This is a genomic window from Aeromonas popoffii, from assembly GCF_037818705.1.
Taxonomy (GTDB): Bacteria; Pseudomonadota; Gammaproteobacteria; order Enterobacterales; family Aeromonadaceae; genus Aeromonas; species Aeromonas popoffii.
Window position 1 is genome coordinate 3065581 of sequence record NZ_CP149129.1, and the last position, 18689, is coordinate 3084269.

General features: G+C 60.6%; 14 protein-coding genes and 1 pseudogene. 7 read left to right on the plus strand and 8 right to left on the minus strand.

What is annotated here, in order from left to right:
• Positions 1-169 precede the first annotated feature (169 nt).
• The 4 genes from WJM78_RS13950 (at position 170) to WJM78_RS13965 (ending at position 6068) form a co-directional block, all read left to right on the plus strand.
• Positions 170-622: a hypothetical protein gene (locus tag WJM78_RS13950; protein ID WP_339009944.1), complete on the plus strand. Its 453-nt coding sequence runs from the start codon at positions 170-172 to the stop codon at positions 620-622.
• A 313-nt stretch (positions 623-935) separates the two neighbouring features.
• A complete protein-coding gene (locus tag WJM78_RS13955) occupies positions 936-2444 on the plus strand; it encodes an efflux RND transporter periplasmic adaptor subunit (protein WP_339009946.1) in 1509 nt (502 codons plus the stop codon).
• 76 nt (positions 2445-2520) lie between these two features.
• On the plus strand, positions 2521-5649 hold the full coding sequence (locus WJM78_RS13960; protein ID WP_339009948.1) for an efflux RND transporter permease subunit: 3129 nt from the start codon (positions 2521-2523) through the stop codon (positions 5647-5649).
• Positions 5650-5711: 62 nt separating this feature from the next.
• A complete protein-coding gene (locus tag WJM78_RS13965; protein ID WP_339009951.1) occupies positions 5712-6068 on the plus strand; it encodes a copper-binding protein in 357 nt (118 codons plus the stop codon).
• A 91-nt stretch (positions 6069-6159) separates the two neighbouring features.
• Here the strand turns inward: WJM78_RS13965 and WJM78_RS13970 are convergent, their stop codons facing one another.
• From WJM78_RS13970 to WJM78_RS13980, 3 genes and pseudogenes are all read right to left on the minus strand, one after another.
• Entirely contained in the window at positions 6160-6948 is a 789-nt protein-coding gene (locus WJM78_RS13970) for a hypothetical protein (protein ID WP_339009954.1), read from the minus strand.
• A gap of 212 nt (positions 6949-7160) precedes the next feature.
• Positions 7161-7514, minus strand: a pseudogene (locus WJM78_RS13975) (aspartate aminotransferase family protein); the annotation flags it as partial.
• A gap of 64 nt (positions 7515-7578) precedes the next feature.
• Positions 7579-8595 (minus strand): lipoate--protein ligase A, encoded by a 1017-nt coding sequence (locus WJM78_RS13980; protein WP_339009957.1) that lies wholly within the window; start codon positions 8593-8595, stop codon positions 7579-7581.
• A gap of 443 nt (positions 8596-9038) precedes the next feature.
• Here WJM78_RS13980 and WJM78_RS13985 point away from each other — a divergent pair, with 443 nt between their 5' ends.
• Positions 9039-11471, plus strand: a complete 2433-nt coding sequence (locus WJM78_RS13985; RefSeq protein WP_339009960.1) for a diguanylate cyclase domain-containing protein — start codon at positions 9039-9041, stop codon at positions 11469-11471.
• Between the two features lie 119 nt (positions 11472-11590).
• Here WJM78_RS13985 and WJM78_RS13990 read toward each other — a convergent pair whose 3' ends face one another.
• Complete coding sequence (locus WJM78_RS13990; protein ID WP_339009963.1) at positions 11591-12025, minus strand: YeeE/YedE family protein; 435 nt, start codon at positions 12023-12025, stop codon at positions 11591-11593.
• Positions 12026-12037: 12 nt separating this feature from the next.
• Entirely contained in the window at positions 12038-12451 is a 414-nt protein-coding gene (locus WJM78_RS13995; RefSeq protein WP_042033824.1) for a YeeE/YedE family protein, read from the minus strand.
• 596 nt (positions 12452-13047) lie between these two features.
• On the opposite strand from WJM78_RS13995, the gene WJM78_RS14000 reads away from it, so the two are divergent.
• Entirely contained in the window at positions 13048-13422 is a 375-nt protein-coding gene (locus WJM78_RS14000) for a hypothetical protein (protein ID WP_339009965.1), read from the plus strand.
• Positions 13423-13625: 203 nt separating this feature from the next.
• On the plus strand, positions 13626-14354 hold the full coding sequence (locus tag WJM78_RS14005; RefSeq protein WP_339009967.1) for an MgtC/SapB family protein: 729 nt from the start codon (positions 13626-13628) through the stop codon (positions 14352-14354).
• A gap of 72 nt (positions 14355-14426) precedes the next feature.
• Here the strand turns inward: WJM78_RS14005 and dnaJ are convergent, their stop codons facing one another.
• From dnaJ to grpE, 3 genes are all read right to left on the minus strand, one after another.
• A complete protein-coding gene (gene dnaJ, locus WJM78_RS14010) occupies positions 14427-15569 on the minus strand; it encodes a molecular chaperone DnaJ (RefSeq protein WP_042033827.1) in 1143 nt (380 codons plus the stop codon).
• A 113-nt stretch (positions 15570-15682) separates the two neighbouring features.
• Positions 15683-17608 carry a molecular chaperone DnaK gene (gene dnaK / locus WJM78_RS14015; protein ID WP_042033828.1) on the minus strand — a complete coding sequence of 642 codons (1926 nt, stop codon included), beginning with the start codon at positions 17606-17608 and terminating at the stop codon, positions 15683-15685.
• Positions 17609-17907: 299 nt separating this feature from the next.
• Positions 17908-18483 (minus strand): nucleotide exchange factor GrpE, encoded by a 576-nt coding sequence (gene grpE / locus WJM78_RS14020; protein WP_042033829.1) that lies wholly within the window; start codon positions 18481-18483, stop codon positions 17908-17910.
• Between the last annotated feature and the right edge of the window lie 206 nt (positions 18484-18689).

Genomic DNA, 18689 nt, shown 5'->3' on the forward strand with positions numbered 1-18689 from the left:
TCTAGGCATACACGGCTCATCTGTCGCCCCTCTTTGCACCTCCATCTGCGCCCCCCTCCTCAGGCACACCGCAGGCGGGATCACAACCGCGCCGACTGGCTTGCTCTCACCTTGACCTTACTATGAAGGTAAGGTTTACAGTGACCCCATTCATTATCAGGACATGTCCATGCTGTCATCAAGATTGCCCACTGAGCGCATTGCCCGGCTGTTGCTGGCGCTCATGCTTGTTTGCAATCTCACCCTCTGCATCAGCTGGCACGGGATCGATGTCATCTCCTCCGCCATGGCGGCCGACAGCGACAACGCAACCATGAGCGCAACCGCGATGCAGGGGCTCGCCTGCCACACAATGGCATCCGATGATGGAGAGCAGGGCAATGCCATGAGCCAGGGGGAGTGCCAGATGCACGGCGGCCTCACCTCGCCAACAGGGACCGGCCTGCCACTGCTGGCCGTGCTACTGACCCTGCTCGCTCTCCCCCTGTTGCTGCTGCCCCATCTGGGGGGCGCCAGCCATCTGTTCGATCACTGGCTGCGGGATCCCTTTCTGCGATCTCGCGGTACTCACCCTCCCTCCTGGCCACGCCGACATCTGATGCTGTCGGTGCTGCACCATTAGAAAGCGCTTCTCTCGCGTGCTCGCGGCAAGGCTCATCTTGCCGCCTGCGCCCCCCTTGCCTGACCCTTTCACGACTGGCCCTGCCAGTCACAACAGGGAGCCGTGCGTCCGCTGACTCGTCAGCAACGCCCCGTTTACCGCCCCTGCCCGTGTGCGCTGCCGTGATAACAGCATGAGGCACATGTCACCACGGCAGCCCGGCGGCCTGACAGAAGAGAAGACATATGATGTCATCTGCCCGTATTCCCGGACACAGTGCCCAGCACTGCGCCGAATCAAGTGCCATCCGCCTCCCGCAGACAGGCGGTGTGCGATGAGCCAAAAACTGCTTCTCTCTGCCCTGCTGCTCGCCCTCGGGGCCGGTGGCGGCTACTGGGTAGCCAAACAGACAACCGACGGTGCCACCGCCAAAAAGCAGACGCCGATCTATTGGGTCAACCCCATGGATCCCCGCGACAAGCGTGATGCCCCCGCCAAGGACAACATGGGGATGGACTTTATCCCCGTCTATGAGGAAAAACAGGGTGGATCGCCAGGCACCGTCACCATCAGCCCCCAGATCCAGCAGAACCTGGGGGTGCGGCTGGCCAAGGTGGAGAGGCTGCCCATCCACCAGCAGATCGAGACGGTGGGTTACGTCGGCTATGACGAAGACAGGCTGGAGGCGATCAACACCCGCATGGCAGGCTGGATCCGCACCCTCGCCATCAAGAGCGAAGGGCAGAATGTTGCCAAAGGAACCCTACTCTACGAGATCTACGCCCCGGAGCTGGTCAACGCCCAGCATGAGTACCTGATGGCGCTCAATACCAGCAACCCGCTGCTGCTGCGCGCCGCCGAGGGCAAGCTCAGGTCCCTGCAGGTACCAGCGGATCAGATTGCCGCCCTCAAGCGCAGCCGTCAGGTGCGCGACACCATTGCCATCTATGCCCCCAGCAGCGGCTATGTCTCGGAGCTCAACGTGCGCGAGGGGCAGTATGTGGAGCCCGCCGCGGCGCTGTTCAACATCAGTACCCTGCAGCAGGTGTGGGTCAGTGCCGAGGTGTTCGAACGGCAGGCGGCCCAGCTGAAGGTGGGGGATCCGGTCACCATGACCCTGGATTACGCCCCCGGCCGCCGCTGGGAGGGCCGGGTGGATTACCTCTATCCGACCCTGGATGCTGCCACCCGCACCCTCAAGGTGCGGCTGCGCTTTGACAACCCGGATGAGTTCTTGAAACCCAATATGTTCGCCAAGGTGGCCATCCGCACTGGCAACGGCGCACCACAGTTGGTGGTGCCGAGCGAAGCGGTGATCCGCACCGGCAGTCAGGACAGGCTGGTGCTGGCGCTGGGGGATGGCAACTTCAAGTCGGTGGCCGTCACCCTCGGCCCCCAGTTTGGCGACAGGGTGGCCATCAAGGCGGGGGTGGAAGCGGGCGACAGCATAGTCCGCTCGGCCCAGTTCCTGCTCGATTCGGAATCGGCCATCGACTCGGACTTCCAGCGCATGACGGCGGTGCGCCCGGCGCAGGTGTGGACGCAAGGGACTGTACAGAGCATCGACCTGGCCAACCGCACCCTGATGGTGGCCCACCAGCCCATTCCCGAGTGGCAGTGGCCCGCCATGGAGATGGAGTTCACCGTGGCGGATGGAGTGGACATTGCTCGGCTCGCCCAAGGGCAAACCCTCCATCTGCAGGTGATGCAGGAGGAGGATGAGTACCTCATCACCACCATCCATCAGGAGAAGGCCCCGGCCAGCGGCCACGCTCCGGTGCAGGCAAAGGATGAGATGGAAGGCATGGACCCTGGCCAGCATGATATGGGAGCCAAGCCATGATCCCCTCGATCTCTTGCCGCTTTACTAGCAACCATCTCCTGCCGTTCACTCCACGCCAAGAGGGAGGAGCCAGAGCATGATCCCTTCCATCATTCGCTGGTCGGTGGGCAACCGCTTTCTGGTGCTGCTGTTGACCGTCATGCTCACCGCCTGGGGGCTCTGGTCGGTCAAGCAGACCCCGGTGGATGCCCTGCCGGATCTCTCCGACGTGCAGGTGATCATCAAGACCGCCTACCCGGGACAGGCCCCCCAGGTGGTGGAGGATCAGGTCACCTATCCGCTCACCACCGCCATGCTGGCGGTGCCGGGGGCGACCACGGTGCGCGGCTACTCCTTCTTCGGTGACTCCTTCGTCTATGTGCTGTTTGACGACAGCACCGATCTTTACTGGGCCCGCGCCCGGGTACTGGAGTATTTAAGCCAGGTGGCCCCCAATCTGCCCGCCTCCGCCCGCCCCCAGCTCGGCCCCGATGCCACCGGGGTAGGCTGGGTCTATCAATACGCATTGGTGGACAGAACCGGCAAGCATGACTTGAGCGAGCTCACCTCGCTGCAAAACTGGTTCCTTAAGTACGAGCTGCAAACCGTCAATGGCGTCTCCGAGGTCGCCACCGTCGGCGGCATGGTGCGCCAGTATCAGGTGCGGGTCGACCCGGACAAGCTGCGCGCCTACGGCATCCCGATATCCCTTATCGAGACGGCCATCAAGCAGGGCAATCAGGAGACAGGCGCCTCCGTCATCGAGATGGCGGAAGCGGAGTACATGGTGCGCTCAAATGGCTATTTGAAGAGCGTGGAAGACCTCAAGCAGATCCCGCTCGGCACCACTGTGCGCGGCGCCCCGCTGCTGCTGGGTGATGTGGCGGATGTGGTCACCGGCCCCCAGATGCGGCGTGGTATTGCCGAACTCAACGGCGAGGGGGAAGTGGTGGGTGGCATCATTGTGATGCGCTATGGCGAGAATGCCCAGCGCACCATCGACGGGGTCAAGGCGCGGCTGGCGGAGCTGAAAAGCAGCCTGCCACAGGGGGTCGAAGTCGTCACCGTCTACGACAGATCCGATCTTATCCAGCGTGCCATCGACAACCTCTCCGGCAAGCTGCTGGAGGAGTTCGCCGTGGTGGTGCTGGTCTGTCTGGCCTTCCTGTTCCACCTGCGCTCGTCACTGGTGGTAGTCATCACCTTGCCCATCGCCATTCTGGTGGCCTTTATCGTCATGCACCTGCAGGGGATCAACGCCAACATCATGTCGCTCGGCGGCATTGCCATCGCCATCGGCGCCATGGTCGATGGCGCCATCGTGATGATCGAGAACGTCCACAAACACATGGAGCGAGAGGCACTCACCGACAAGAACCGCTGGCGCATCATCACAGAGGCGAGCATAGAGGTGGGGCCCGCCATCTTCTTCTCCCTGCTGATCATCACCATGAGCTTTTTGCCAGTGTTTGCGCTGGAGGCGCAGGAGGGGCGGATGTTCCATCCACTCGCCTACACCAAGACCTACGCCATGGCGGCGGCGGCCGGGCTATCCATCACGCTGGTGCCGGTACTCATGGGCTACTTTATCCGCGGCAAGGTGCTGGCCGAACAAGCCAACCCTCTCAACCGGATGCTGACCCGCAGCTATATTCCGCTGCTCAAGGCCGTGCTGGCACGCCCGAAAACCACGCTCATGCTGGCGGCGGTGGTGACGGTAGCGGGCTTCTGGCCGCTCAAGCATCTGGGCTCAGAGTTTATTCCGCCGCTCGATGAGGGGGACATCATGTACATGCCCACCACCGCGGCCAATATCTCGGTGGGCAAGGCGCGGGAGATCTTGCAGCAGACCGACAAGCTCATTCGCACCGTGCCCGAGGTGCAGAACGTGTTCGGCAAGGCGGGGCGCGCCGAGACCGCCACCGATCCCGCCGATCTGGTGATGATGGAGACCAGCATCCAGCTCAAGCCCCGGGATCAGTGGCGCCCCGGCATGACACCAGAGAAACTCAAAGAGGAGCTCGACGCCCTCATCCGCTTCCCCGGCCTCACCAATGCCTGGCTGCCCCCCATCAAGACCCGCATCGACATGCTGGCGACCGGTATCAAGACCCCGGTCGGCATCAAGATTGCGGGGCCAGATCTCAATGTCATTGAGCAGCTAGGCCAGCAGCTTGAGCAGATCGTCGGCAAGGTGGATGGCACTGCGTCCGTCTACGCCGAACGGGTGGCCGGTGGCCGCTACGTCAAGGTGGATATCGACCGGCTGAAGGCGGCGCGCTACGGCCTCAACATCGCCGACGTGCAGGCGGTGCTCGCCACCGCAGTGGGCGGCATGGAGGTGGGGCAAACCATCGAAGGGCGCGAGCGCTACCCCATCAACCTGCGCTACCCCCAGAGCTATCGCGACTCGGTGGCCAGTCTCGAGCTGTTGCCGGTGGTGACTCCGAGCGGCGCGCGCATCGCGCTGGCGGACGTGGCCCGGGTCTACATCAGCGACGAAGCCCCCATGCTGCGCAGTGAAAATGCGCGGCTCAACGGCTGGGTCTACGTCGATATTCGCGGCCGCGACATCGGCTCTTTCGTCGATGAAGCCAAGGCCGAGGTGAGCAAGCAGCTGGTGCTGCCGGCGGGTTATGCCCTCACCTGGTCGGGTCAGTACGAATACATGGAGCGAGCCAAGGCGCGCCTCGCCTACGTGGTGCCGCTCACGGTCGCCATTATCGTGCTGCTGCTCTATCTGGCGTTTCGCCGCGTTCAAGAGGTGCTGCTCATTCTCACCACCTTGCCGCTGGCGGTAGTGGGCGGGATCTGGACCCTCTGGCTGCTCGACTTCAACCTCTCAGTAGCGGTCGGGGTGGGCTTTATCGCTCTGGCTGGCGTCGCGGTGGAGACAGGCGTCTTGATGCTGGTCTACCTCAACCACGCCTGGGATGAGCTGGTGGCCAGCGGCAAACCAGACAAGGCGGGTCTGCACCAGGCGGTGATCCAGGGCGCCGCCCTGCGCCTGCGCCCCAAGATGATGACGGTGGTGACCATCATCGCGGGCCTGTTGCCCATCATGTGGAGCCAGGGCACCGGCTCAGAGGTAATGCAGCGCATCGCCGCGCCGATAATCGGCGGCATGGTGAGCGCGCTGGTGCTGACCCTCTTGGTGCTGCCGGCCGCCTACTACCTGTGGCGCAGCCGCAGCCTTGGCAAGACCGAGAACCAGCAAGCCGAATAACCCGATTTCACACCCTTTTTTAATCAACGAAGAATTTGAATAAACAACTGAAGGAAAACATCATGAACTACAAGACGCTGACCCTGACATTGCTGCTTGGGCTTGCCTCTCTCCAGGCCCAGGCCAAGATGACCATGAACCACGAGGGGCACGATATGTCCCAGATGGAGGGGATGGACATGCAGGCGACGCAAGAGCGGGTGATGACCAAGGGGGTTATCACCCGCCTCGATCAAGCCAGCGGCAAGGTGGGGCTCAAACACGAGGCGATAGAGAAACTCAAGATGCCCCCCATGACCATGGTGTTCCTGCTGGCGGATCCCGCTCTGACCAAGGGGTTCAAGGTGGGGGATGCGGTGAGCTTTCGCGTCGAGAACCCGGCTGGCAAGCTGACGGTCACCCAGTTGCAGAAACGGTAACACTAGCAACAGTAAAACGGCGGGATCTTTGCGCCGTGTTACTGTCCTCTTTCCGGCACCCGGATCCCGCTTATCCCTCACCGCAGGCGGATTACCCGTTCGGGTAAGCCTTGGCTATGTTGGCCTGCGCCACCCCCATCAGCTGGGCCGTGATGTCCTGCAAGACATAGAGATCCCGCCGCCGGGTCCAGGGTTGAGCGGATTGCTCGTCATACCAGACGGGCAGTTCGATCCCCTCCGGAGCATGGCTCGCCACCTTGCGGGCCCGACAGGTCATGATGCAGCGTTTGACGTGATCGCGATGACCGATAACAGCCGCCGTGCCGAGGGTGGCGGGATCACCACCGGCATAATCCCTGACGATGGCCTCGACCACCCCGTCAGTGCTCAGATAGACCAACTTGCCGTCGGCATCCCAGTAAGGCTCAATGGAGATGACGTCCCTGGCCGGAATATCCGGATAGCGGGCCGAGTCGAGGTAACGGGCTATCTCCCACTGCACATACATAGGCATGGCTTTTTGTCGGTAGAGGGCTGCGCAACAGGCGGCCAGGGCCTCGTTCATGGGGCCGGGCTTGGCCAGCTCATCCGGGTTGCCGGAGTCGTTGGGGCGATTGCCAAAAGCAAAGGCGATCAGGGTGCTGGTGTCTGCTATCGCAATCGAGGGCGGCGTCATGTTGAAATTGGCCTCCTCGATGAAGGGACGCAGCTGGCGGGCCGTGTTCTCATCCTTCAGCTCGGCCGTCAACCTGTCAGTCAGGGTGGTACTAAAGTCAGCCGTGATCCCTTCGCTGTCGTTGCTGCTGTTGCACCCTGCGAGGGTGGTGGCCAGGGGGGCACTCAACAGCCCCAGGGTAACTCTGCGTCTGCACTTGTCCATAACGGCTCCTTTTAATGGTATTCACGGCTAAATATCAGCTCGTTGGAATCCATACCGTACTGAAAAAATGCGTCAAAACAAGTCAGAATGAGATGTAGGTGGGCATAACCTGTGCTGCTTCACGTTTTACGCACAAATCGCAAGTAATTCCTTACGATTCAATTGGTTGCAGTAATGTAAAAACACGCAACATGACACAGGCAGACCGCCAGTCAGGGGCAGCCGCGAATGTGCGCGATGAAGGCATCCATCTGCTCACGACCGCAGGCCGGGTTCATGAAGACCGCTGTGTCCCCTGCGATATAGGTGTACTTGCCGCACGCGTCGTCGTCAAAGTGGGCGATGGCCTCCACCCGGTTGGTGGAAATCCCACCTTGCCGCGCCAGGTAAAGAGGCTGCGGTGATAACCGCTGTTGCGTGGCAGCCGCGCCTTGTGGGCCGTGGCCGGGCTACACACCAGCGCGAAGGCGACTGCGGAAGTAGTGGGCATTGTGCCGGCAGTGGGCTGCACGGTGCGCTCCCCCCGGGTAGTTGAGCACCGCATAGGCATCGAACAGAGCCGTGGCGTCGGCCGGCAACAAGGCGCCGTTGAGCGCCTCTTTTGATGTGCTGCCCGGACAGGAAAAAACCTCAGCGCAACGCGGCCAGCAACCAGCGGGATAGCTCGTCCAGCTCGGCTTGTTGGGCCGGAAAATCGGCCTGCAATTGCGACAGCAGCGCCGCTATGGCCTCGCGGCGATAGGCAAGGCCAACCAGCCGTTCGGCCAGCGCATCCAGCGGCGCCGGATCCAGACTGTCGCTGAAGATCTGCGCCCGGCCTATGACCCCCTTGTCCACATCGAAATGGAGCTCAGCCCCGCCCCAGTCGAAACGCTCGTCCAGCTGATGACTGAACGCAGGCGCATGACCAAAATTCCACTCCCAGCTGCGCTGGCGGGCGAAGGTCTCGGCAAATCCGGGCAGGTCCGGCATCCGCTCGGGGGAGATGTGTTCAGGCAGAACGCGCTCGCCGTAATGGGTAAAAAAGGCCTCACAGAGGGCATGACTCAGCTGGTTGTGATCGATACCGGGTAGCAGCTCGCACAAGTTGGCCACCCGGCTGCGCACCGAGCTGATACCCTTGGCCGCCAACTTCTTGGGATCTGGATTGAGGTAATTGGCGAGCCGACCCAGATCGGCATCCAGCAGCAGGGTGCCATGATGAAAGCCGCGATCTTGCGTCTCCCGATAGGCCGAGCCCGACACCTTGCGATCCCCGTCCGGGGTCGCCACCAGCAGATCGTTGCGCCCGGAGGCAAAGGCACTCACCCCAAGCCGCTGCAAGGCGGACAACACGATGGCGGTGGAGATACTCTTGTCATAGCCGGGCTTGCCCGCCATGAAGGTGAAGCAGCTGTTGCCAAGGTCGTGAAACACGGCACCGCCCCCACTGCTGCGCCGCGCCAGGGTCACGCCGTCCTCCTCCATCCGGCGGGTATTGCACTCCTTCCAAGGATTTTGGGCGCGGCCAATCACCACCGTATTGGCGTTGCGCCACAGGAAGAGCACCCGCTGGTTCGGGTCCATCTGGCGAAAGATGCACTCCTCCACCGCCAGGTTGAACAAGGGATCATGAGAGTCAGACAACAAAAGACGCAATCGGGACATGATAGAGCCTCAGCGAGAAGGTAAAGCCCTTATCATAACACCGCAGGCGACCAGGTTTGGGTCCTTGCCAGCTTGCGTCCATGGTTACCGAGTAACAACCGAATGGGATCAATCCGGATACATTCCCACAGCATCAGAAAAGTTTCTTTTGATACGGCGACACAGCTTGACGCATTGCGCCGAAAAAAAAGCAGTCACTCACTATTACTGAGGTAAATAGCAGATAAATACGACTAAAATGCGACCATTTTAATAGGCCATATGGCTCCTTAGTTATTCGCATAATTGACAAAAATACCGAGCATGAAAGCTAAACGTGATAAACGACACAGACATCACTTTTTTTGTCACGGATCCCTGATTCCAGCGCCCTTTCGCCCCCTTGCGGGCAACAAGGAATTATTTGACGCTAGGATCGACCCCGTCTCCCGAGAAGAATGTATATGACAGGCGTAAATTCCTCCCTTCATCGTTTGCTCTGGTATCTGCCAATGCTGGGTTCGGCGATCTTCTACAGCGTCACCTCTCTGCCCCTGAGGGCGGCAGAGCAGGTCGTTGTGCAACTGCCATGGCAACATCAGTTCCAGTTCGCCGGTTATTACGCCGCCCAGTTCAAGGGCTTTTATCGTGATGCTGGTCTGAATGTCGCACTGCGCGCCGCCACGCCGCAGACCAATGTGGTCAACGAGGTGGTGTCGGGCCATGCCCAGTTCGGGATCAGCGGCAGCGACTTGCTGCTCGCCCGTGCCGCAGGTCGTCCGGTCGTGGTACTGGCGGCCATGCTGCAACACTCGCCGCTGGTCCTGATCTCCCTGGAACGGCCCGACATATTGCAACCCTCGGCGCTCGCGGGAAAACGCCTGATGCTGGAGCCTGGCTCCAAGGAGCTGCTGGTCTATCTCAGCCGCCATGCCCAACCACACAGCTGGACCAAACTGCCTTATGAACAGGGGCTGCAGGCCTTGCTGACCGGAAAGGTGGATGCCATCAGCGCCTACAGCACCACAGAGCCCTTTCAGCTAGCCCAGATGGGGCTCTCCTACCGGGTGTTCTCCCCCCGCGATATCGACGTTGACTTCTACGGCGACAATCTGTTTACCTCGGAGCATGAGCTGACGAGCAGGCCGGAGCGGGTCTATGCGTTCCAGCAGGCCAGCCTCAAGGGATGGCGTTACGCCATGGAAAACCCGGAGGAGATGATCAACTGGATCATGGAGAACTATCCCAGCGGTTACGGCCGTGAGCAGCTGGAGTTCGAAGCCCGTGAAACCAGGGAGCTGATGCAGCCAGATCTTATCGCGCCCGGCTACATGCAACCCGAGCGATGGCAGCAGATCGCCAGGACCTATCTGGAGGCGGGCTTGCTCAGCTCCCTGCCCGATCTGGAGCGCTTCCTCTACAACCCGGACCGGGAGCGCATGCGCCAGCTGCGGCTGCTGTTCGACAAGAGCGTGGCCGTCGCCATGCTGATCACCTTCACCCTGCTGACTCTGCTCGGCATCTTCTGCCATCTCTATCTGCGTCTGCGTCAGGAGGCCCGGGATCGGCTGAGGCTCACCCGTGAACTGGCCCAGAGCGAAGAGCACTACCGGTTCGTGGCGGAGAACAGCGCAGACGTTATCTGGACCATGGATACCGCCACTCTGCGCCTTCGCTATGTCAGCCCGGCCATCCAGCCCCTGAGCGGCTATGAGGCGCTCGACATCCTCGGCCTGCCCCTCAAGCTGCTGATCCCGGAAACCTCCAGAAAACAGCTGCGCGATGAGCTCAGTGACTCCCTCGCCGCCTGGCAACGGGGCGACCACAAGCAGACCCGCTGCGTGATCCGCACCCAAGTGAGGCACAAGGAGGGACATCTGGTGGCAACCGAGACCATCACCACCTTGCACGGCAACGAGCAAGGCCAGCCCGATGCCATCCTGGGGGTCACCCGCGACATCACGGAACGCGCCGCCAGCGAGGAGATGATGCATCGCCTCGCCTTCTATGATCCGCTCACCAACCTGCCCAACCGTCGCCTGTTGCAACTGCGGCTGACAGAGGCCATGGCCGATGAGGGGAGAGAGCTGGCGCTGATGTTCATCGATCTGGATCACTTCAAACCGATCAATGACACCTTTGGTCATGAGACCGGGGATGTGCTGCTCAACATGGTGGCCGAACGCATGCGCCACTGCGTGCGGGAACAAGATCTGGTGGCCCGTCTCGGGGGAGATGAGTTCGTGATCCTGCTGCCCGATACCCGTGACGAGGCGCTGGCGGTGGCGGATCATCTGCACCAGAGCCTGCGTCATCCGTTCCGGATGGATGAAGAGCAGGAGTTGCGGATCTCCAGCAGCATAGGAGTGGCGCTCTACCCGGAACATGGCACGGATCCGAAGACCCTGATGCACCATGCCGATCAGGCCATGTATCAGGCCAAGGGACGGGGCCGTGGCCGGGTCTGCCTGTTTACCGCCGGGCTGGATCCCGAACTGGGTTCACTGCTGTGGCAAAACAGCCACGAGTGTGGCCATCCCCGCATCGATGCCGAGCATCGCCAGCTCTTCGTGCTGACCAACCGGCTACTGGAGCGCATGAAAGACAACTGCGAGCACCCGGCACTCTATCTGGAAAGCCTGGAAGGGTTGTTTGAGATGGCGCGCCACCACTTCGCCTTCGAGGAGCAGGTGCTGGCCGAGCTGGACTATGCCGAGCTGGCCAGCCACCAGCAGGACCACCAGCGGCTGCTGCACAGAGCAAGCCAGCTGATGACCGCCGCCAGGGCCGGCGAGCTTGGCAACGACGAATTGCTCAACTTCATCATTCAGGAGCTGGTTGTCGGCCACATGAGCCAGGCCGACCGACGCTACTTCCCACTGATGAAAGGACGCTGACTCAGCGCGCCCGCCACCTGAAGGTGTGACAGGAGGGGCTACCCGGGTGGCCCTCTCGCGATTGCGCCTTCCTGACCCCTGCACGGGTGCCGGGACGGCGGGATCATGGCGCCAAGGGATCAGGTGCTGCGGGCTTGCCGCCGCGTCATCCATACCCTGTCCACCAGCAGGATCCCGCTCACCATGGCCGCCACAAACAACAATATCATGGGCTGCCCGCTGGAAATGAGACTCAAGGCTGGCCCTGGGCAGATGCCCGCCAAGCCCCATCCGATGCCGAACAGGGCCGAGCCACCGATGAGGCGACTGTCCACCTGCCGAGCCAGGCTGAACGAATATGGCTCACCAAGCAGGCTCTGGCGGCTCGGTTTGACCAGCAGAAAGTAGCCAGGCATGAACACCAGCAGGGCGCCCCCCATCACGAAGGCCAGGCTGGGATCCCAGGTGCCCGCCACGTCGAGAAAGCCGATGACCCGCACCGGATCCACCATGCCGGAGATGGCAAGGCCGAGCCCGAACAGCAGACCGGCCAACAGACTGATAAAGAGTTTCATCTCATCGCCTCGTTACAACAGATGCAGGGTGACAAACACGGTGAGGGCACCGGTTGCCATGAAAGTGAGGGTGGCAAGGATGGATCGCACCGAGAGCCGCCCCATGCCACAGATGCCATGACCACTGGTGCAACCATTGCCAAGACGGGTACCGACCCCAACCAGCAGCCCCGCCAGCAACACCAGCGGCCAGGCCGGCAGGGTATCGAGGCTCGGCAGCCGGGCCCAGTTCAGGCGAAACGCCAGCCAGGCACCCGCCCCCAATCCCAGCAGAAACAGCCAGCACCAGGCGTGCCTGTGTTCCATGGCTGCCGCCAACATGCCGCTGATCCCGGCCACCTTGCCGTTGAACAGCATCAGCATCAGGGCGGAGAGCCCCACCAGCATGCCCCCGGCCAGGGCAAGCAACCATTGGGTTTCAAACATCAGGACACCTCGTCGTCTTGGGAGTGGCAAAAATGGGTGCGCAACAGGGCCAGCACATTCACCGCCCCGCTGGCATACCGAGTCATCTCATCGAGATGTGTGCATCGGCATAAATTAGCAGTTGCTTATATTAAGCTTTATTCTATAAATAAAACCTAAATTAGCAATATCTAATTTTATGAGGGCGTGAACCGTCGGCATGGCCGTGGATCATGGCTGGCTCCTGGGGGGTTAAGACCTTGGCCGGGCAGGTATGGAGGTAGCCAAGCGACTCAGATTATTGACAAACTTGTATCTAAATATTGCTGAACGTGGATAAGGCTTTACCTCATTGCTCTGGATGAGTACCATTTGGCCGTTCATCAACAGCGGAGACCATCAGTGGGCAATTCATCAAGTGACAGTTGTAGACCGACCCAATCAGTCGGCACCCTGGTCGCGAGATAGCCGCAGGTCTTCCTCTGCCGCGCTCTCGCAACCCTGCGAGAAGCGGAAATCCACTCCCCTCTTCTCTTTTTACACTTGACGTCAGGTGACCCAAGCCCAGGCCTGGACACCTTGCCTGCATAGTTTCTGCTTCCCACAAGGAGGCTGCTATGCGTTTTATTTCAACCAAATCTGGATCCACTCAGACTCGTCCCCTGCTGAGCAAGTTCGGCCGTGGTTTGTGGCCACTCTGGCTGCGCCCCAAACCGGATCAGCACCACTACAGGTTGCAGATCCGTTGTCAGGATCGCGCCGACATGGAGCGAGTGCTCGACATGGTGACTCATACCCTGCAACCGGCCGGGCTGCGTCCCATGCAGTCCCTGAGGCCAGGGCGCAGCGGGGGTCGGGAGCTGGTGCTCAATCTGTACTGCACACCGCCCCAGCGCCGTTACCTGGTGCAGTTCGTGCACCAGGTCGGGGTCGCCCATCCGGTGCGCTGGGAGCTGCATCCCCGTCACGACGCCGAGCCCCTGCTCAACTAACCGGGATGGGGTATATCGGGGCCAGCCATGCTGGCCCCTTTACATCTGACCCGGCTATCTGCACACCATTCTAAGCGCAGGCCTGTTTGACCGTGGCCCGTTGTCATTTCCCATGATGGCCTTCACCGCGCGCACCTCTGCAATTCATCAGGCATGCCCATTGGGCCTCGCCGAAGGCCATCTCAAACCAGAAGGAGTACGCCATGAGAATGTGGCAGCAACTTGACATAATTTCCCTGCTCGACACCCTGGCCAGCCTCCTGCTGGCCTTTGTGCTGGGCTGTCTGGTCGGGCTGGAGCGTCAGTACCGCCAACGTACCGCGGGCCTTCGCACCAACGTGCTGGTCGCCGTGGGGGCGGCCCTGTTCGTCAGTCTGGCCCAGCGCATCTATGACCTGCACGGCGGCAACTACAACGTGGTCCATGTGGTGGCCTATATCGTCTCCGGCATCGGCTTTCTCGGCGCCGGTGTCATCATGCGTGAGTCGGGCAATATCCGCGGCATCAACACAGCAGCCACCCTGTGGGGCGTGGCGGCTGTGGGGGCAGCCAGCGGGGCCGGGCTTGCGATGGAGGCAGTGCTCGGCGCCCTCTTCGTGCTGGCCGCCAACACCCTGCTGCGCCCCCTGGTCAACCAGATCAACCGCCGTCCGGTGGACAATACCGATACCGAGGTGACTTACAGGGTCACGGCCCTCGCCCAGCGCGGGTATCAGAAGGAGGTGCTGCACTGGCTCGAAGAGATGATGGAACAGGCCAACTACCCCTTGAGCGAGCTGGACATAGAGCCGTTCGGTGAACAGGATCTGGAGATCTCCGCTGTGCTGCTGGCCACCTCCATCGACGGCAACGAGCTGGATGCCCTGATGGTGAAACTGGCCATTCATCCCCATATCAAGCAGGTGTTCTGGCGCGCCAGCACCACGGATTGAAAAATGAGGCGCACCGTAAAGAGGCGCAAAAAAAGCCGGCACAGAGGCCGGCTTTGCTGGGATGCGCTGAGATCAGCGGGTCAGATCGTCGAAGAAGCGTTTCACCCCTTCGAAGAAGCCTTCCGATTTCGGCTTGTGGGTCTTGGCAGCGGCACCGCTGAACGACTCGTCCAGCTGGCGCAGCAGCTCTTTTTGGGACTCGGTCAGCTTGACCGGGGTCTCGACCACCACCTTGCACATCAGATCTCCCACCTGGCCGGAGCGCACGGACTTGACGCCCTTGCCCCGCATGCGGAACATCTTGCCGGTCTGGGTCTCGGGAGTGACCTTCAGCTTGACACGGCCATCCAGGGTCGGCACTTCAATCTCGCCGCCGAGCGCGGCGGCGGTGAAGCTGATCGGCACCTCGCAGTAAAGGTTGTTGCCGTCACGCACGAAGATCTCGTGTTCCTTGACGTGTACCTGAACGTAGAGATCTCCGGCCGGTGCGCCAGCTTCCCCCGCCTCCCCTTCGCCGGAGAGACGGATGCGATCACCGGTATCGACGCCCGCCGGAATTTTCACTGACAGTGTCTTGGTCTTCTGGTAACGACCATCGCCATGGCACTTACGGCACGGATCCTTGATGATCTTGCCGCGACCGTGACAGTGCGGACAGGCTTGCTGCACCGCAAAGAAGCCCTGACGCATCTGCACCTGACCGGCTCCGTGGCAAGTCGGGCACGTCTGGGCATGGCTGCCGGTGTGAGCACCCGAGCCGTTGCAGACCTCGCAGTGGACCAGAGTCGGTACCTTGATCTCCTTGGAGACACCGCGCACAGCTTCTTCCAGGGTCAGCTCCATGGTGTAGCGCAGGTCGGAACCCCGGGCAGGACCACGACGACCACCGCCGTTGCGGCCACCAAAGATGTCGCCAAAAATGTCGCCGAACGCATCACCGAAATCGGCTCCACCGCCAAAGCCACCGTGGCCACCGCCACCCTGGCTCTGATCCACGCCAGCATGACCGTACTGGTCATAACGGGCCCGCAGATTTTCGTCGGTCAGGACCTCATAGGCTTCCTTGACCTCTTTAAACTTCTCTTCGGATACGGCATCACCCTGGTTGCGATCCGGGTGAAACTTCATCGCCAGACGCTTGTACGCCTTCTTGATCTCGCGCTCATCGGCATCTTTCGATACCCCGAGCACTTCATAGAAATCGCGCTTTGACATACTGATCCTGTTGCTACGTAAACAGTTATGCAGACGGGCGTTGGTCACCCAACGCCCGTAAATTCATCGTTCAAGCCGATGGGTAGAGCGAGCTCTACCCATCTGGGTGTGGCTTATTTCTTCTCGTCTTTCACTTCTTCGAACTCGGCGTCGACCACGTCGTCGTCAGCCTTGGCAGAAGAAGAGGACTGGCCGGCATCGGCGCCAGCACCCTGAGCCTGGGCTTGCTGCTGGGCAATTTCCATCAGCTTCTGGGAGGCTTCCATCAGCGCCTGTTGCTTGGCTTCGATGACAGCCTTGTCGTCACCCTTGATGACGGCTTCCAGCTCGCTCAATGCAGTCTCGATCTTGGTCTTGTCGTCGGCAGGCAGGGCGTCACCGGCTTCGGTTACCTGCTTGCGGACCGAGTGGACCAGACCGTCAGCCTGGTTGCGGGTCTGCACCAGCTCTTCAAACTTCTTGTCTTCAGCCGCGTTGGCTTCCGCCTCGCGTACCATGCGTTCGATCTCTTCATCAGACAGACCGGAGGAAGCCTGGATGGTGATCTTCTGCTCCTTGTTGGTCTCCTTGTCTTTGGCAGAGACGTGCAGGATGCCGTTGGCATCGATATCGAAGGTCACTTCGATCTGCGGCAGGCCACGCTGAGCCGGACGGATACCTTCCAGGTTGAACTGGCCCAGGGACTTGTTGTCGCTGGCGCGCTTGCGCTCACCCTGCAGCACGTGAATGGTCACGGCAGACTGGTTGTCTTCGGCAGTGGAGAACACCTGGGACTTCTTGGTCGGGATAGTGGTGTTCTTCTCGATCAGCGCCGTCATCACGCTGCCCATGGTTTCAATACCCAGAGAGAGCGGGGTCACGTCCAGCAGCAGTACGTCGGTCTTCTCACCGGATAGTACGGCACCCTGGATGGCAGCACCCATGGCCACGGCTTCGTCCGGGTTGACGTCTTTACGCGGCTCTTTGCCAAAGAACTCGGCAACGGTCTTTTGCACCATCGGCATGCGGGTCTGACCGCCTACCAGGATGACGTCGTCGATCTCGCCAACGGCCAGACCTGAGTCTTTCAGGGCGGTACGAACCGGCTCGAGCGAGTCTTTCACCATGTCTTCCACCAGGGATTCCAGCTTGGCGCGGGTCACCTTGATGTTCATGTGCTTCGGACCTGTGGCATCTGCAGTGATATACGGCAGGTTCACGTCGGTCTGCTGGGCAGAAGAGAGCTCAATCTTGGCTTTCTCGGCGGCATCTTTCAGACGCTGCAGAGCCAGCTGGTCGTTGCGCAGGTCGATGCCCTGCTCACGCTTGAACTCGTCGACCAGATAGTTGATGACACGGTTGTCGAAGTCTTCACCACCCAGGTGGGTGTTACCGTTGGTCGCCAGGACTTCGAAGGTGGTCTCGCCTTCGACTTCGTCGATCTCGATGATGGAGATATCGAAAGTACCGCCACCCAAGTCATATACGGCAACCTTGCGCTCGCCCTTGACCTTGTTCACGCCGTAAGCAAAAGCAGCAGCAGTCGGTTCGTTGATGATGCGTTTTACATCCAGACCCGCGATGCGACCGGCATCTTTGGTCGCCTGACGCTGGGCATCGTTGAAGTAGGCTGGCACTGTGATAACGGCTTCGGTCACAGGCTCGCCCAGGTAATCCTCGGCGGTCTTCTTCATCTTCTTCAGCACTTCGGCAGAGATCTGCGGCGGTGCCATTTTCTTGCCCTTCACTTCAACCCAGGCATCGCCATTGTCAGCCTTGGCGATGGCGTACGGCATGATCTTCAGGTCACGCTGTACTTCTTCATCTTCGAAACGGCGACCGATCAGACGCTTGATGGCGAACAGGGTGTTCTTCGGGTTGGTGATGGCCTGACGCTTGGCCGGCTGACCAACCAGGATCTCGCCATCATCGGCATAGGCAATGATGGACGGAGTAGTACGATCGCCTTCTGCGTTCTCGATCACGCGAGCAGTGTCGCCATCCAGAATAGCGACGCAGGAGTTGGTAGTACCCAGGTCAATACCGATGATTTTACCCATTTGACGAATCTCCAAATACTTTGAATAAACTGGCGAGGTACTCGCCTTAATACGTTAACGGCTAGGTGGGGGCAGCCAGTGTGGCTTTCAAGCTCCCGGCATCAAATTTTTTGTGCCGCCGCGACCTTGCAACCTATATGGGGTCTCAAGTTGACGCTTCAAGCCCCGCCCTCAAAAAACCGCGCATTCTTGCCCTGTTTACGGGCAAATGCTTGCCAAATGGCGCCATTTAATACGCATAATGGCGCCGCGACGAATAAAAAGCCCGCCGAGCGGCGGGCTCAGCACTACAATGGTACTCAGGCCGGTGCCTTGGAGACCATCACCATGGCCGGACGGATCACCCGACCGTTGAGGTCGTAGCCCTTCTGCATCACAGCGATGACGGTGTTCGGTGCCACATCGGCACTCGGCACCATGCTCATCGCCTGATGGGCGTTGGGATCGAACGGCTGATTGAGCGGATCCAGCGGATTCAGACCAAACTTGCCCACCGAGCTCTGCATGGACTTGAGGGTCAGCTCGACCCCTTCGATCATGGGCTTGAGGGCATCGTTCTCTTTGTCGGCCAACTCGATGGCGCGCTCCAGGTTGTCCAGCACCGGCAGCAGTTCGCCAGCGAATTTCTCCAGCGCGAACTTGTGAGCCTTCTCCACGTCCTGAGCGGCACGGCGACGCAGGTTTTCCATCTCGGCGACGGCGCGAATGGCGCGCTCACGCTCTTCGAGGGAGGCCTGCTGGGCAGCTTCCAGCTGCGCTTCCAGTTCGGCAATGCGGGCCTGCTCGGCTGTCACTTCACTGTCTACATCGGTCGGCTCGACTGGCTGGACTTCCACTTGCTCCATCGCTTCAACTTTTTGTTCTTCGTGGTTCATGACATCTCCAATTTCAGGGTTGCTTGTTAGGGTCTGTTGACATCCGGGTGCGCGACAAGTCGGTAACAGACCCTGTAATGGCGCTATTATGGGGACGCAGCCTCGGCTTTCAAGGGGAAAAGGGCGCTATCGTCGCCAATGAGCCGAGCTAACGGGTAAATTGCCACTTTTCATGGCGCTATGCCCACCAGGAGACGCTGGCAGCA